This is a genomic window from Variovorax endophyticus (assembly GCF_025376855.1).
In the GTDB taxonomy this organism is placed as follows: Bacteria; Pseudomonadota; Gammaproteobacteria; order Burkholderiales; family Burkholderiaceae_C; genus Variovorax.
This window is the reverse complement of the sequence record NZ_JAHUTH010000028.1, coordinates 82735-97827: the sequence shown is the minus strand read 5'-3', so window position 1 is coordinate 97827 and position 15093 is coordinate 82735. Positions and strand designations below refer to the sequence as shown.

The 15093-nt window shown below is 71.7% G+C and carries 12 protein-coding genes; 2 read left to right on the top strand and 10 right to left on the bottom strand.

The features are described 5' to 3' along the window. Positions 1 to 11 precede the first annotated feature (11 nt). From KV106_RS30175 to KV106_RS30165, 3 genes are read right to left on the bottom strand one after another with little or no spacing between them, the layout of a single operon-like run. Positions 12 to 3032 carry a bifunctional diguanylate cyclase/phosphodiesterase gene (locus KV106_RS30175; protein WP_057590117.1) on the bottom strand — a complete coding sequence of 1007 codons (3021 nt, stop codon included), beginning with the start codon at positions 3030 to 3032 and terminating at the stop codon, positions 12 to 14. After that, on the bottom strand, positions 3029 to 4090 hold the full coding sequence (locus KV106_RS30170) for a TRAP transporter substrate-binding protein (protein ID WP_261214669.1): 1062 nt from the start codon (positions 4088 to 4090) through the stop codon (positions 3029 to 3031). Before KV106_RS30170 ends, KV106_RS30175 begins: the two co-directional genes overlap by 4 nt. Beyond that, positions 4090 to 5979, bottom strand: coding sequence for a diguanylate cyclase (locus KV106_RS30165; RefSeq protein ID WP_261214659.1), 1890 nt, complete (start codon positions 5977 to 5979; stop codon positions 4090 to 4092). The genes KV106_RS30170 and KV106_RS30165 overlap by 1 nt, the downstream gene beginning before the upstream one ends. A gap of 217 nt (positions 5980 to 6196) precedes the next feature. Between KV106_RS30165 and KV106_RS30160 the strand changes: the two genes are divergently transcribed. Together KV106_RS30160 and KV106_RS30155 are read left to right on the top strand one after the other, a co-directional pair. Beyond that, positions 6197 to 6664, top strand: coding sequence for a helix-turn-helix domain-containing protein (locus KV106_RS30160; protein ID WP_057590115.1), 468 nt, complete (start codon positions 6197 to 6199; stop codon positions 6662 to 6664). Then, complete coding sequence (locus tag KV106_RS30155) at positions 6661 to 7236, top strand: PIN domain-containing protein (RefSeq protein ID WP_057590114.1); 576 nt, start codon at positions 6661 to 6663, stop codon at positions 7234 to 7236. Before KV106_RS30160 ends, KV106_RS30155 begins: the two co-directional genes overlap by 4 nt. A 93-nt stretch (positions 7237 to 7329) precedes the next feature. On the opposite strand, the gene KV106_RS30150 is transcribed toward KV106_RS30155, so the two are convergent. Genes KV106_RS30150 through KV106_RS30120 form a run of 7 tightly spaced genes read right to left on the bottom strand, consistent with a single transcriptional unit; the run spans position 7330 to position 15000 of the window. After that, entirely contained in the window at positions 7330 to 8103 is a 774-nt protein-coding gene (locus KV106_RS30150; protein ID WP_261214655.1) for an SDR family NAD(P)-dependent oxidoreductase, read from the bottom strand. Continuing rightward, entirely contained in the window at positions 8100 to 8894 is a 795-nt protein-coding gene (locus tag KV106_RS30145; protein ID WP_261214654.1) for an SDR family oxidoreductase, read from the bottom strand. Before KV106_RS30145 ends, KV106_RS30150 begins: the two co-directional genes overlap by 4 nt. Next, a complete protein-coding gene (locus tag KV106_RS30140) occupies positions 8891 to 10282 on the bottom strand; it encodes a transaminase (protein WP_261214652.1) in 1392 nt (463 codons plus the stop codon). The genes KV106_RS30145 and KV106_RS30140 overlap by 4 nt, the downstream gene beginning before the upstream one ends. After that, positions 10279 to 10953, bottom strand: a complete 675-nt coding sequence (locus tag KV106_RS30135) for an HAD-IA family hydrolase (RefSeq protein ID WP_261214646.1) — start codon at positions 10951 to 10953, stop codon at positions 10279 to 10281. The genes KV106_RS30140 and KV106_RS30135 overlap by 4 nt, the downstream gene beginning before the upstream one ends. Next, positions 10950 to 12194: a Tm-1-like ATP-binding domain-containing protein gene (locus KV106_RS30130; protein WP_261214644.1), complete on the bottom strand. Its 1245-nt coding sequence runs from the start codon at positions 12192 to 12194 to the stop codon at positions 10950 to 10952. Before KV106_RS30130 ends, KV106_RS30135 begins: the two co-directional genes overlap by 4 nt. Then, complete coding sequence (locus KV106_RS30125; protein WP_261214642.1) at positions 12191 to 13561, bottom strand: aminotransferase class III-fold pyridoxal phosphate-dependent enzyme; 1371 nt, start codon at positions 13559 to 13561, stop codon at positions 12191 to 12193. Before KV106_RS30125 ends, KV106_RS30130 begins: the two co-directional genes overlap by 4 nt. Beyond that, a complete protein-coding gene (locus tag KV106_RS30120; RefSeq protein ID WP_261214640.1) occupies positions 13558 to 15000 on the bottom strand; it encodes an NAD-dependent succinate-semialdehyde dehydrogenase in 1443 nt (480 codons plus the stop codon). Before KV106_RS30120 ends, KV106_RS30125 begins: the two co-directional genes overlap by 4 nt. Positions 15001 to 15093: the final 93 nt, after the last annotated feature.

Sequence of the window (15093 nt, the reverse complement as noted above, 5' to 3'; positions counted from 1 at the left end):
GTGCGGGCCGATCAGGCCTGCGCGTCCAGGTCCTGCTCATAGGCCTGCAGCGCCTTCGGCTTGCCGAACAGGTAGCCCTGGTAGAGGTGGCAGCCGTGGCGCCGGAGGAACTCGCGCTGCGCCTGCGTCTCCACGCCCTCGGCCACGATCTGCAGCTCGAGGTTGAGCGCCATGCCGATGATGGTCTGGATCACCAGCTCCACCTTCGGGTTCAGGCCGATGCCGTGCACGAAGTACTTGTCGACCTTGATCTGGTTGAGCGGCAACTGGATCATGTACGACAGCGACGAGAAGCCGGTGCCGAAGTCGTCCATCGAGAACTGGATGCCCATGCCGGCCAGGGTCTTCATCTTGGCGATGGTGTCGGCGACCTTGAACTGCAGCAGGCTCTCGGTCAGCTCGAGCTTGAGCTGGCGCGGATCGGCGCCGGTGCGCTCGAGCACGCGGGCGACCTGCTTGACGAAGTCGTCGGTGCGGAACTGCCGCGCGCTCACGTTGACCGACAGCTGCAGGTGCGCGCGCCGCGGGTCCTCGCTCCAGGCTGCGAGCTGGCGGCAGGCGGTCTCGAGCACCCACAGGCCCAGCGGGATGATGAGCCCGGTGTCCTCGGCCGCAGCGATGAATTCGCCGGGTGCCAGCAGGCCGCGCAGCGGATGCTGCCAGCGCACCAGCACCTCGGCGGCGACCACGCGGTCCTCGCTCGTGACCTGGCTCTGGTAGTGCAGCACGAACTGCCGCTGCTCGACGGCCGCGTGCAGCTCGTTCTCGAGCGCCGCGCGCGCGGTGATGCTGGTCTGCATGCGGGTCTCGAAGAAACGCAGCGCGTTGCCGCCGGCGGTCTTGGCGTCGTACATCGCGATGTCGGCCTGCTTGATCACCTCGTCGAGCGAGGCATCGGCGGTGTCGAACAGCGCCACGCCGATGCTGCAGGTGCTGTGGTGCTGCTGGCTGCCGAGCTGGTAGGGCCGGTTGAGCTGCTCGAGGATGGCCGCGCCGATGGCCTCGGTCTCCGAGGTCGCGATCAGCCGCCGTTCGTGCAGCTCGGCCAGCATCACCACGAACTCGTCGCCGCCCAGCCGCGCCACGGTGTCGCCGCGGCGCAGGCAGGCGGTGAGGCGCTTGGCCACCTGCTTGAGCATCACGTCGCCGGTGTCGTGGCCGTGCGCGTCGTTCACGGTCTTGAAGTTGTCGAGGTCGAGGAACAGCAGCGCGCTCCAGCGCGAGCGCCCCGGCGCGGCATCGATGGCCTGCTTGATCCGGTCCACCAGCAGCCGCCGGTTGGGCAGGCCGGTGAGCGTGTCGTAGAAGGCCAGCTGCTCGACCTCGTCGGCCGCCCGCTTGCTCTCGGTGATGTTGCGCAGGATCACGATGAAGCGCGGATCGGCCTGCGCGCCGCTGGCCTTGCGCGAGACCGAGATCTCGAACCAGGCCTTGCTGCGCGCGTAGCGGCGCTCGAACTGGCGCCCGCTCGAGCGCCCGGTCTCGTTGGCTTCCTTGAGCGCCGCCATGACCTCCGCGCTCGCCTGCGGCGGCAGCAGCTCCTGCAGTCGCCGGCCGGCCGGCTGGTCGACCTGGATGCCCGGCAGCGGTACGCGCGGCGCATGGTGGCCGTGGCAGATGCCGTCGAGCCCGACCTCGAGCAGCAGGTCGGGCAGCGCCTCGAGCGTGGCCTGCAGCTGCGCCTTGCTCTCGACGATCGCGGCCATGTGGCGCCGTTTCTCGGTGATGTCCTGGTAGACGCAGACGGTGCCGCCGTCGGGCGTGCGGCTGCGCGTGGCCTGCGTGACCCGGCCATCGTCGAACACCGCCTCCTGCTCGGAATGCTCGCGCGCGAGCTGAGGCATGTTCAGGTCGAGCCAGCCGCCCGGCCCGCCTTCGTGCACCACGTGCTTCGCGGTCTCGGCGACCAGCTCGCGAAACGGCACCTGCGGCGCGAGCAGCGGCCGCACCCACGGGAACATCGCGACGAAGCTGTGGTTCCAGGCCAGCACGCGGTCGTCGGCGTCGAGCAGCACGAAGCCGCCGATCATCGACTCGAGCGCCTGGTCGAGCGTGGCCTTGGAGCGGACCAGTTCCTGCCGCGCCTGCCATTGGCGCCGCAGCTGCAGGTGGGTGAAGGCCGCGATCGCGAGGATCATCGCGCCGACCAGGACGCCGGTCCATGCGATGCGGTCGCGCTCCTGGCGCCAGTCGTGCAGCGCCGCGTCCAGCGGGATGCTCGCCACGATCAGCAGGTTGCGGTGCAGCGTGGGGCGCGCCACCAGGATCGCGGGCACGCCGCTCAGGCGCGCGGCCATCTGCACCGGGCGGCCGTCGCTGGTCTGCTCGCTCAGCGGTGGCTCGAGCTGCCGGCCGAGCAGGTCGTCGCGCGCCGGCACGCTCACCAGCAGCGAGCCCGCGTCGCGCTCGAGCGTGACCTCCAGGCCCGGGATGACGGCGCCCTGCATCGTCACCAGCGCCAGCAGCGAGATCTGCACCTCGGCCACGGCGAGGATGCGGCTGCCGTCGGCCAGCGGCACGGCGCGCGCGAAGAACACCACCTGCTGCAGCGTGGCGGGGCTCGAGATCGGCGCGCTCACCGCCATGGTCGACAGCGGCTGCGCCAGCACGTCGTGCGCGAAGCCCTCGGGCAGCGCCATCGGGATCTGGGCGCCGCGCCGGTCCGACGACGCGATGGGCACGCCCTGCGCATCGACGAAGGCGACGAAGCGCACCAGCAGGTTCTGCCGCACCAGGTTGCCGACCAGCCGCCGCACCTCGGGCCGGTTGGCATCCTCGGCGATGCGGTCGCGCGGGGATTCGCGCAACTGCTCGCCCGCGCCGGCGAGCATCATGTCGATGCTCAGCAGCGCGCGGTTGAGCGCCGCCTCCGAGCCGCCGACGAAGCGCGTCGCCTGGGTCTGCGCATTGGCGATGGCCTTGCCGCGCGCGTCCCAGATGATGCTGCTCGCCACGGCCGCCAGCGTGCCCAGCAGCAGCAGGGCCACGCCGTAGACCACGGCCACCACGCGGCGGGAGAAGCGCTGTGTCACCGGGCGAGCGGGGCGCGGATGCCGACCGCGGGGCCGACGGTGTCGTTCCAGACCTGCGCGCAGACCGGGCCGCAGCGCTGCAGCCAGCCGGGCAGCACGCGGGTCGCGAAGATCTCGCGCCGGCGCGCCTCGTCCTGGGGCGAGGGGGCGACCGCCGTCATCCGCCCCTTCACGGGCCGGGTGCAGCCGGCCGCGCCGGTGTTGCAGGCGATGCCCTCGGTGGTCTCGCGCTCGGACTGGTCCCAGACCGCGGCCTCGAGCTTCGGCAGTTCGGTGCGCAGCAGCGCCTGCAGGTCGGGCGGGAGCGCCTCGAGGTTCTCGCGGTTGGCCGCGAACACCGCCAGGCCCCAGCTCAGCGGCATGGTGTAGAGCGAACTCGTCACCGCGTGCAGGCCCAGCGTGTGGCCCGACATGGTGCCGGTGATCGCGCAGTCGGTGTTGCCGGTCGTCATGTTCGACATGATGGCCGCGAATTCGGTGTAGACGGGCGTTGCCCCGAGCGCGCGCATGAAATCGGCCTGCGTCGCGCTCGACACCCGCACGCGCCGGTTCGCGAGGTCGGCCAGCCGCGCCACGGGCCGCGCGCAGAACACGGCCTGCGCCGGATAGGTGTAGATCGCCAGCAGCTCCGCGCCGTAGCGCTCGCGCAGCGTGCGCGCCAGGTAGGGTCGGAAGGCGCCGACCACGCGGCGCAGCGTCGCGATGTCGGGATTGAGCCCGGCCATGTCGGGCGTGCCCAGCTCGGGGAACTGCACCGCCATCTGGCTCATGAGCGCGGTGCCGAAGGGCACCACGCCGAGCTGGATCAGGCTGAGCATCTCCTGGCCCGGCACGCCGGCGCGGTCGAAGGGCACGATGCTGGCGCTGTAGCGTCCGCCGGTTCGCGCGGCGAGCTCGCGGGCCCAGAAGTTCTCCTCGTGCCGCGTGTACTGGGTGACCCCGGCGAGGCCGCCGACGATGCGCAGGCGCTGTGCCGGCACCTGCTGCGGCTGTGCCTGCGCCTGGCAGGCGAACGACGCCGCGAGAAGGAGAAGGAGGGCGTGGAACAGTCGGGGCATCAGGCGGCACCGCTCCCGTCGGCCACGGGCGCGCCCGGCGCCGGGCGCGCCGGTTCCACCGGGGCGTCCGAGAAGAAGGCGAAGCCGGGTCCCTGGCGCTGCTGCTTGACGCGGTACATCGCCTGGTCGGCGCAGCGCAGCAGCTGCGCCAGCGTGCGGCCGTCCTCGGGGTTGCAGGCGATGCCCAGGCTCATGCCGACCGAAACCTCGGCGCCATCGGCCTCGATGGGCTGCAGGCCGGCGTCGACGATGCGGCGCGCCATCTGCGCGAGCGCCGCGCGCGAGGGCCGGCCCGGCACCAGGATCGCGAACTCGTCGCCGCCCAGGCGCGCCACCGTGTCGCTCGCGCGCAGCTGCGAGCGCAGCCGCGCCACCGTCTGCACCAGCACCGCGTCGCCGACCGCGTGGCCGTGGCCGTCGTTGACTTCCTTGAAGCCGTCGAGGTCGAGCAGCATCAGCGCGAAGGGCTGGTCGCGGCGCAGCCATTCCTCGCCGCGGCTCTCCAGGCCGGCGCGGCTGGCGGCGCCGGTCAGCGCGTCGGTGCCGAGCGCTTCCACCAGCTGCTGGGTGCGCGCCGTCAGCGCCTGCTCGGAGCGCAGCACCAGCCGCAGCCGCGAGGCCATCGCCACCGCGAACACCACCAGCTCGACCACCAGCGCCGCCTGCGAGACGTTCATCTGGCCGGGCGCCCACTCGATCCAGCCCCAGCTCGCGAACACGATCGCGCCGATGCCGGCCAGCAGCAGCCCGACCCCGATGCAATAGAGCACGGCCGGCCAGTAGCGCCGACGGATCGCGAACATCGCGCCGATCACCATCACCGCCGTCGAGGCCACCACCGACATCTGCACCAGCCGGAAGGTGATCAGCGGATGGGCGCCCCAATGCGCGTAGGGAATGGCCAGCAGCAGCGCGACCGAGAAGGCCTGCACCAGCCGGTCGAGCAGCGGCGCGAAGTGCGACAGCCGCAGCAGCCGCCGGCCGAACTGCAGCTTGCACAGCGCCCACAACGCGGGTCCGGCCGTGTAGGCGAAGCCGGCGCCGGCCGGCCAGTGCGCGAACGGGTAGCGCAGCGCATGGCCGTTGATGCTCGCGAGCGCGAGCAGGCCGCAGAGGCAGGCCAGCATGTAGTACGCGTAGAGCGCCTCGCCGAACACCACGAACAGCACCAGGCCGTAGACCATGAGCCCGAGCAGCAGGCCGTAGCTGACGCCGTCGAACATGCGCTTGTCCTGCGTCGACTGCAGGTAGTCGGCCGGGTCCCAGAGCGTCACGTCGTAGATGCGCGCGAAGGTCGACTCGACGCGGAAGTACACCGTGTAGACGCCCGGCCCCGGCAGCTCGAAGCGCCAGGCCATCTGCTCGGAGGCGGCCGGCCGCGTGGCCCAGGGATGGCGCATGCCGGTGACCACCGGCTCGGCCAGCGCGTGGCCCGTGGTGTCGAAGGGGCCGTAGAAGCGGATGTCGCGCGTCGACACCGTGGGCACCAGCATCAGCCATTCGCGCGCCGCGTCGGCCGGGTCCTGCAGCTGCATCTGCAGCTTGAACCACAGCACGCGGTCGGATTCCTGGCCGCGCAGCGGCTGGTCGGGCAGGGTGAAGCGCGCTTCCTGGGCCGGGGTGCGGACCTCGTCGATGCCGAGGGCGCGGGTCGTGTCCTCGAAGAACTGGAGCTGCTGCACGGCGGGCAGGCCGGTGGCCTGGCGCGAGAGCGAGAGCACCGGCTGGCGCGCGTCGGCCGGCGCCGCGCCGAAGGCCGGGTTCAGCACGGCGAGAAGCAGCAGCGCCAGCAGCCATTGCCAGAGCGCGCGATGCGCGGCGCGAGGGCGTGCCGGCCCGTACCCTGGCGCGAAGGCGCGAGACGGAACGGACGCGGATTCCAGGGACATGGGGCGAACGAAGGCGCGCCGCTGGCGGGCGGTGTGAATGAGGAAGTTTGCAATTGTGTCCTACGGACTTCGGTGGGTGGGCGGGGCGTGGCCTGGTTGCCACGGGTGGCCGACGAACGGTTTGGATGGCGTGACAAGGCAAGCATTTCGTTCATTTCGATTTTCGTTTGTTTCGAATAAAATCGACGGCACCCTCTCTCCCAAGCAGGAAATCCCCATGCCCACCGCCCCCCCTTCCAACGTGTCGCTGCCCGTCGAGCGGGAGGTCCAGGCCGCCATGGAGGGGCAGCGGGCCCTGGCCGCGTTCCTGGCCACGCGCCTCGAAACGCAGCAGATCCAGATCTTCGACGACAGGAATCAGGCGCATCGCGTGGAACTGCCCACCTCCGCGCTGCGCCTGTTGGTGGACATCCTGGCCGAGCTTGCCGAGGGCAATGCCGTCAAGGTGGTGCCGGTCCATGCCGAGCTCACGACCCAGGAGGCGGCCGACATGCTCAACGTGTCGCGGCCGCACCTGGTCAAGCTGCTGGAAGAAGGTGCGCTGCCCTTCCATCGGGCCGGCAAGCATCGGCGCGTCCGGTTTGCCGACCTGATGCGATTCAAGGCCCGGCGAGACCAGGCCAGCGAGGACGCCATGGCGGCGTTGGCGAAGCAGGCACAGGAACTCGATATGGGCTACGAATGAGGCAGTCGCCATTCACGGTCGTCTACGACGCGTGCGTGCTGTATCCGGCGCCGTTGCGGGACTTCCTCATGTGGCTGGGCCTTTCGGGGCGCTTCCGGGCGCGCTGGAGCACGCGGATTCACGAGGAATGGAAGCGCAACCTGCGCCTCAACCGGCCGGACCTGCATGCGGACCAGATCGACCGCACGTCGGCCTTGATGGACCAGGCGATCCCGGACGCCCTCGTTTCGGGCCATGAAGATCTGGTCGCCGGATTGAATCTGCCAGACCCCGATGACCGGCACGTCCTTGCGGCGGCCATCCGCTGTGGGGCCAGCGTCATCGTGACCTTCAACGAGAAAGATTTTCCGAAGACTGCGCTTTCGCCCTACGGCGTCGAGGCGCAGCACCCGGACCTGTTCATCGACAACCTGTTCGACCTGGATGCGGCCGCTATCGTCACCGCGGCGCAGAAGCAGCGGGCACAGTTGAAGAATCCGCCGCTGGACGTGGACCGTTACCTCGATGTCCTGTTGCGACAAGGGCTGGTGCAGACCGTCAGGGCGCTTTCCACCTATCGGGCCATCCTTTGACCGAGGACGACGCCGCCGCCGCGTCGGTGCGGCGATTCCCGCGCTCTTTCTCCGCATGAATTGCGGAGAAAACCGGTTCCGGCGCGAGGCGGGCTACGCCGACCGCGCCGACGCCGGCACCCGCGCCCCCCCATCCGCCACCAGCGCCGCACCCGTCACGAACGACGCCTCGTCGCTCGCGAGGAACAGGCACGCGCCCGCCATCTCCTCGGCCGAGGCCATGCGCCCGAGCGCGATGCGCGCCACGGTCCGTGCATGCGCTGCTTCCTCGGAGATGCCGTGCTCGGCCGCGAGGTCGCGCATCTCCTGCCGGCTCATCGGCGTGTCGACCCAGCCGGGGCACAGGGCGTTGACGCGCACGCCGCGCGGCCCGTAGGCCTGCGCGGCCGAGCGCGTGAGCGCGACCACGCCGGCCTTGCTGGCGGCATAGCTCGCCATGCCGGCGCCGGCATTGAAGGCCGCCACCGAGGCGATGTTGACGATCGCGCCGCCGCCTTGCGCCACCATGCCCGGCAGCACCGCGCGCTGGCAGCGCATGGTGCCGCCGAGGTTGACCTCGTGCAGCCGCCGCCAGTCCTCGTCGTCGATGTCGGCCGCGTCGTCGTTGCGCACGATGCCGGCGCAGTTCACGAGCACGTCGATGCGGCCGAAGGCCGCGAGCACCGCGGCCACGGCCGCGCGCACGGCGGCGTCGTCGGTCACGTCGCAGTCGAGCGCGGGGCCGTCGCCCACCGGCTGCGGCCGCGGCCAGCCGGCGACCGCGACGCGCGCGCCCTCGCTCGCGAAGCGCGCGGCCACCGCGGCGCCGATGCCGCTCGCGGCGCCGACGACGAGGCAGGCCTTGCCTTGCAACCTTCCGTTGCTCATGCCTGCTCCGCGAAGAATGGGCTCTCGGGCAGGGTCGAGCCGCCGTCGACCACGAGGGTCTGCCCGGTGATGTAGCGCGCGGCGGGGCTCGCCAGGAAGCGCATCGCCAGGGCGATGTCCTCGGGCCGGCCCAGCTCGCCGATCGGGATGTGGCGCGCGATGCGCGCGGCCTTCGCGGGATCGGACAGCAGCGAGCCGCCCTGCTTGGCGATGTAGCCGGGCTCGACGCCGTTGACGGTGATGCCCTCGCGCGCGTACTCGAGCGCGGCGCTGCGGATGAAGCCGTTGACGCCGGCCTTGCTGGCCGCGTAGTGGGCGCTGCCGGGCATCGCGACGCGCGGGCCGGTCACGGAGGAGGTGACGAGCAGCCGTCCGCCGCCGCGCGCGCGCAGGTGCGGCACCGCCGCCTGCGCGAGCCAGAAGCAGGCCTTGAGGTTCACGGCCAGCGTGCGCTCGAGCTGCTCGTCGCTCATGGCATCGATGGCGGCCCAGGGATTGACGGCGGCGTTGTGGACCACGATGTCGAGCGCGCCGAACGCGCGCACCGCCTCGGCCACCGCGCGCTCGGCCTCGTCGCGCCGGCCGATGTCGCAGGCCAGCGCCTGCACGGCGAAGCCGCGCGCGCGCAGCTCGGCCGCCACGGCCTCGCCGGCGCTGCCGGTGCGGTTGGCGATCAGCACCGAGGCGCCGGCCTCGGCGAAGGCCTGCGCGATCGCGGCGCCGATGCCGCGTCCGCCGCCGGTGACCAGCGCGACCTTGCCCTGCAGACCGAAGGGATCGTTGCCGCTCATGCGCTGCACTCCCGCGCGAAATCGGCGAAGGCCGCATCGTGCTCGTCCACTTCGCGTTCGGTGGTGCCGGGGCAGCACAGCATCATGTTGTGGAAGGGCGTGATCAGCACGCCGCGGTTCATCATGTAGAGGTGCAGCAGCGCCTCGAGCTCGCCGTCGCGCGTGCGCCGCACGTCGGCGGCGTTGCGCGGCGCGTCGGGGCAGAACAGGGTCTCGACGCGCGCGCCGACCTGGGTCGCGTGCCAGGGCAGGCCGGCCCTGGCGATGCTCGCGTTCACGCCATCGGCCAGCCGCTCGGCGAGCGCGAGCATGCGATCGAAGGCCTCGGGCGTCAGCACCTGCGACAGCACCGCGCGCATCACGGCCACGGTGAGCGCATTGCCGGCCAGCGTGCCGCCGAAGCCTGCATGCGCCGACTGGCGCTTGGTGGGATGCAGCTTGGGCAGCACCTGCCACACGCGCTCGGCGGTCTCGGCGCTGAGGCCGAAGGCCGCGGCGGGAATGCCGCCGGCAATGGCCTTGCCGATCACGAACATGTCGGGTGCGAGGCCGTGCGCGCGCGTGTAGCCGCCGGGGCCGCTCGAGATGGTGTGGGTCTCGTCGATGACCAGCAGGGTGCCGGTCTCGCGCGTGAGGCGGCGCAGCGCATCGTGGAAGCCGGGCGCGGGCGCGATCATTCCGTAGTTGGTCATGGCCGGCTCGGCCAGCACGCAGGCCACGTCACCCGCGCGCAGCGCGCGTTCGAGCGCGGGCAGGTCGTTGAACTCGACCACGGCCGACAGGCGGTCGTGCGGGAAGCCGTTGGGATGGATGTCGTTGCGCATCGCGACCGCGCCATCGCGCAGCTCGACGTGCGCCTCTTCCACCGAGCCGTGGTAGCAGCCCGAGAACACCAGCACGCGCGGCCGGCCCGTGACCATGCGCGCGAGCCGGATGCAGGCGCGGTTGGCGTCCGAGGCCGAGGTCGTGAGGTTCCAGTAGGGCAGGCCGAAGCGGCGCGCGAGTTCCTCGCCGACCCAGGCCGCGTCGTCGGTGGGCAGCATCAGCGAGCTGCCGATGCGCGCCTGGCGCGCCAGCGCCTCGACCACCGCCGGGTGGCCATGGCCGCACATGCCGCCGGTGTCGCCGAGGCAGAAGTCGGCATAGCCGTGGCCGTCGACGTCGACGAAGCGCGCGCCGTAGGGCAGCTTGGCGTCCTGCACGTAGAGCGGCCAGCCGCCGATCCAGCGGCGCATCCAGTGCGAGGGTGCGCCGTAGAGCCAGGCCTGCTGGCCCTGCGCGAAGAGTTCGCCGGATCGCGCATGGGTGCGCGCGTAGCGCTCCTGCTCGGTGCGCATCAGGGCCTGCACGCGTTCGCGCGGCACGGTGGGTTCGAAGGTCGGGGTCATGGTCGTTGCGAAGAGGAAGAGGGAATGCCCAGCAGCGCGAGAGCCCGCGCGTAGCTCGCGGCCGGCTGCATCACGTCGAAGTGCACGCAGCGCAGGCCCGCGCGCTCGGCGCCGGCGATGTTGCGCAGCTGGTCGTCGACGAACACGCAGGCCTCGGCCGGCAGGCCGAGTTCGTCGAGGCACTGCCGGTAGGCGCGCGCATCGGGCTTGAGGATGCCGGTGTGGGTGGCGTCGACCACCACGTCGAAGGCCGCCATGAATGGCAGGCGGCGGCGGAAGTCGGCGCCGTAGAACAGGTCGAGCTCGTTCGAGAGGATCGCGAGCCGGCAGCCCGCGCGGCGCGCGGCTTCGATCGCGGCCAGCGCCTCGGGCCGGATCGCGGCCTCGGGATCGGCGCCGCGCGCGCGCTGCACGAAGGTCTCCATCGCCTCCCAGCGCTCGCCCACCAGCGCACCGACCTCGCGGGTGCGCGCCATCCAGTAGTCGCGCTCCGAGAGCTTGTCGGCCTGCATGTCGCGCCACAGCGGATCGCTCGCGAGGTCGAAGGGGCCGCGCCAGGTCAGCGTGCCGCGCGGCAGCGCGAGCGCTTCCTCGGTCAGCGCATGGGTCTCGAACAGCGTGCGGCTGATGACGCCGCCGAAGTCGAGCACCAGGGCCTGCGTTGTGCTCATGCCGGCCTCCCCGCGGGCACGGTGCCGTCGGCGACCCAGGCATCGAACACCTGCAGCGCGGCCTCGCAGAAGGCGGCGTCGTTGATGTGCGCGTCGAGCTCGATCATGCGCGTGGCGCCGACGCTGTCGCGCAGCGCGCCGGTGAAGGCGGCCAGGCCTTCGGGATCGTGCAGCGGCTCGCCGGGCCGGTCCCAGCCCTCGATGCCCTGCAGCGGCAGCAGCACGCAGGTGGCGCCTTCGGCGCGTGCCAGGCGGCTGGCAATCTCGGTCGCCACGCCGCGCCGGAATTCGGGCGCGCTGAGCGCCGAGGCCAGCAGCCGGTTGTGCGTGTGGGCCGGCCGGCCTTCGAGGCCTCGGGGCGTGGGTTGCCAGGCCGGGAAATCGAGCATGTCGATGGCGCCCGGCGCCACGATCTGCGGCGTGCCGGCGCGGCCGGCGCCCAGCAGCCGGTCGGGCCCCGCGGTCACGCAGGAGCCGCCGAGCTGGTTCGCCAGTTCCTGCAGGCTGAAGTCCATCACGGCGCAGAAGCGGCCCTCGGCGGCCAGCGCCTCGAAGGCGCGCCCGCCCATGCCGGTGGTGTGGAACACCGCGACCTCGTAGCCGCGCGCCTCGAGCGCGGGCTTGAGCGTCTTCATGTAGGTCAGCGCGCTCGAGCCCAGCGAGGTCATGCCGACCAGCGGCCGCTCGAAGGCCGGCGCGCGCGCCTGGCGGCAGGCGCCGAGCACCGCGCCCGCGGCCTGACTCAGGGCCGAGCGGCACAGGCTGTTGAGGCCGTAGAGGCCGCCGGCCCACAGCACCATGATCAGGTCGGGCGGTATGCGTTCGGGCGGCAGCAGGTGCGAGTAGGCGATAGTCGAGACCACCACCTTCGGCACGCCCAGTGGCAGCGCCTGCGCCACCTCGAGCGCGAGATCGGTGCCCATGGTGCCGCCGAGCGCCAGCAGGCCGTCGATGCGGCCCTCGGCATGCCAGCGCGCGGCCAGCCTGGCGGCGCCGCGCGCCATCAGGGTCATGGCGCTGTTCTCGTCGCCGCTGGCCGCCACCTCGGCCACGCTGCGGCCGGCAGCCGTGGCCACCTCGGCATTCGTGATCTCGGGCACGAAGGGCGCGCCGTCGAGCACGCCCACGTCCATCACCGCCACGCGGCCGCCGCCGGCCTCGATGCACTCGCGCATGAACAGCAGCTCGGCGCTCTTGGTGTCGGCGGTGCCGATCAGCAGGACGGTCGGCACCTTGCTCACAGCGTGGCTTCCACGTCGGCGAAGGCGCCCTCGAGCGCATCGACCATGTAGTCGACTTCCTCGCGCGTGATGACCAGCGGCGGCGACAGGATCAGGTTCGGGCCCGAGATGCGCACCATGAGACCGCGCTTGTAGGCCGCCTGCGCCACCTTCGCGGCGATCGGGTTGCCGCGCGGCAGCGTGGTGCGCGTGGCCTTGTCGGCCACCATCTCGATGCCGAGCATCAGGCCCATGCCGCGCACGTCGCCCACGAAGCTGAAGCGGTCGACGAAGGGCCGCACGCGCGCCTGGAAATGCGCGCCCACGCGCGCCGCGTTGCCGGGCACGTCGAGTGCCTCGATCTGGTCGAGCGTGGCGAGCGCCGCGGCCGCGGCCACCGGATGCGCGCTGTAGGTGTAGCCATGGCCCACCGCGGCCTGGCCCGTGGGGTCGTCGAGGAAGACCTCGGCCACCTTGGCGCCGATGGCGGTGGCGCCCAGCGGCACGTAGCCCGAGGAGATGCCCTTGGCCAGGCACCAGAGGTCGGCCTTGACGTTCCACAGCCGCGTGCCGAACAGCGCGCCGCCGCGGCCGAAGCCGGTGACGACCTCGTCAGCGATCAGCAGCACGCCGTACCTGTCGCAGATCTCGCGCACGCGCGGCCAGTAGTTGGGCGGCGGCACGATCACGCCGCCGGCGCCCTGGATCGGCTCGGCGATGAAGGCGGCCACGGTATCGGGCCCCTGGAACTGGATCTCGCGCTCGAGCAGCGTGGCGCAGATCTCGCCGAGCGCCTCGGGGTCCTGCGTGTAGGGATTGCGGTAGAGCCACGGCGTGTCGACGTGGAAGCAGCCGGGCAGCAGGGGCTCGTAGGCGCGGCGGAAGTTGAGGTTGCCGTTCACGCTCATGCCGCCGAAGTGCACGCCGTGGTAGCCCTGGCGCAGCGCGATGAACTTGTGGCGGTCGGCCTGGCCCTGCAGCTTCCAGTACTGGCGCGCGAGCTTGAGCGCGCCCTCCACCGCGTCGGAGCCGCCGTTGCTGAAGAACACCGCGGCCACGCCGTCGGGTTCCATCGTCTGCACGATGCGCTTCGACAGCTCGATCGCGCGCGGATGCGTGGTGCCGCGGAACACGTTGTAGAAGGGCAGCTCGTCGAGCTGCGCGACGATGGCGTCGCGCACGGCCTGGTTGCTGTGGCCCAGGTTCGCGGCCCACAGGCCACCGACGCCGTCGAGCATCTTGTGGCCGTCCACGTCCCAGATCCAGCAGCCCTGGCCGCGCGCGACGATGTCGGGCTTGCTCTTCTGCATGGTCTGCGGATGGGCCATGGGGTGCCACAGGTAGCGGGCGTTGTCTTCCTTGAGTGCGTCGATGTCTGTTGTCGTCATGCGGGGACTCCCACGGTGATGGTCTTGAGTTCGGTGTAGTGCAGCAGGCCCTCGGCGCCCATCTCCTGGCCGATGCCGCTCTGCTTCCAGCCGCCGAAGGGCATCTCGGGCTGCGAGACGCCGAAGTGGTTGATGCCGACCATGCCGGCCTCGAGCGCTTCGCCCAGGCGGTGCGCGGTCCGCAGGTCGCGCGTGAAGGCATAGGCGCCGAGGCCGTAGGGCAGGGCGTTGGCGGCGGTGATGGCTTCGTCGAGCGTGTCGTAGGGCTGCAGCACCGCGATCGGGCCGAAGGGCTCCTGGCGCATCACGCGGCTGTCGTCGGGCGCATCGGCGATCACCGTGGGCTCGAAGAAGTAGCCGGGCCGCGCGATGCGCCGGCCGCCGCACAGCAGCCGCGCGCCGCGGTCGACGGCATCGTCGACGAAGCGCTGCATGTCCTCGATGCGGCGCGCATGCGCGAGCGGGCCCATCTGCGTCGCGGGATCGGTGCCGGCACCGATGCGCAGCGCGCGCGCGGCCTGCACGAAGGCCTCGGCCCATTCATCGAAGCGCGCGCGCGGCAGGTAGAAGCGGATCGGCGAGGCGCAGACCTGGCCCGCGTTGCGGAACTTGGCGGCGATCGAGTTCCTGAGCGCGAACGCGAAGTCGGCGTCCTCGCAGACGATCACCGGCGCGTGGCCGCCGAGCTCACCCGTGAAGCGCTTGACGTGGCGCGCCGCCTGTTCGCCGAGCAGCTGGCCCACCGCGACCGAGCCGGTGAACGAGACCTTGGCGATCGCGGGATGGTCGATGAGGAACGAGGACACCTCGGCCGGATCGCCGCACACCATGTTGAGCGCATCGGGCGGCACGCCCGCGTCGAGGAAGGCGCGCACCAGCAGCATGCAGGTGCCCGGCGTCTCCTCGGCCGGCTTGATGACCACGCTGCAGCCCGCGGCCAGTGCGCTCGCGAGCTTGCGCGTCGGCAGGTTGGCCGGGAAGTTCCACGGCGTGAAGGCCGCCACGGGGCCGACCGGCTGGCGCGTGACCGCCTGCGAGAGGATGCCCTCGACGCGCGGCGGCACCAGCCGGCCGTACAGGCGCTTGGCTTCCTCGGCCTGGAAGTCGACGATGTCGGCCGACAGCGTGACCTCGCGCAGCGACTCGGCCAGCGGCTTGCCCTGTTCGAGCGTGAGCACCTGCGCGATGGCCTTCGCCCGGTCGCGGATCGTCTGCGCGGCGGTGCGCAGGATGTTGCAGCGCTCGAGCGCACTCTTCGCGCGCCAGAGCGCGAAGCCGCGGCGCGCGGACTCGGCGGCCTGCGCGAGTTCGTCGCGGCTGGCGAGCGGCAGTTGCGCGAGGGTGGCTTCGGTGGCGGGATCGACGACGGCGCGCTGGCCGCCCGCGGTTTGCGTGCGCCATCGGCCGGCGATGTGCAGGGCGAGTTCGGGATAGTCCATGCCGCGACGATAGGGATCGCACCCCCCGCCGCGTTATCGAAAACTGGCAAACCTCGTGCGTCCATCGTCGCGATGCATGAACGCGTTCCTATA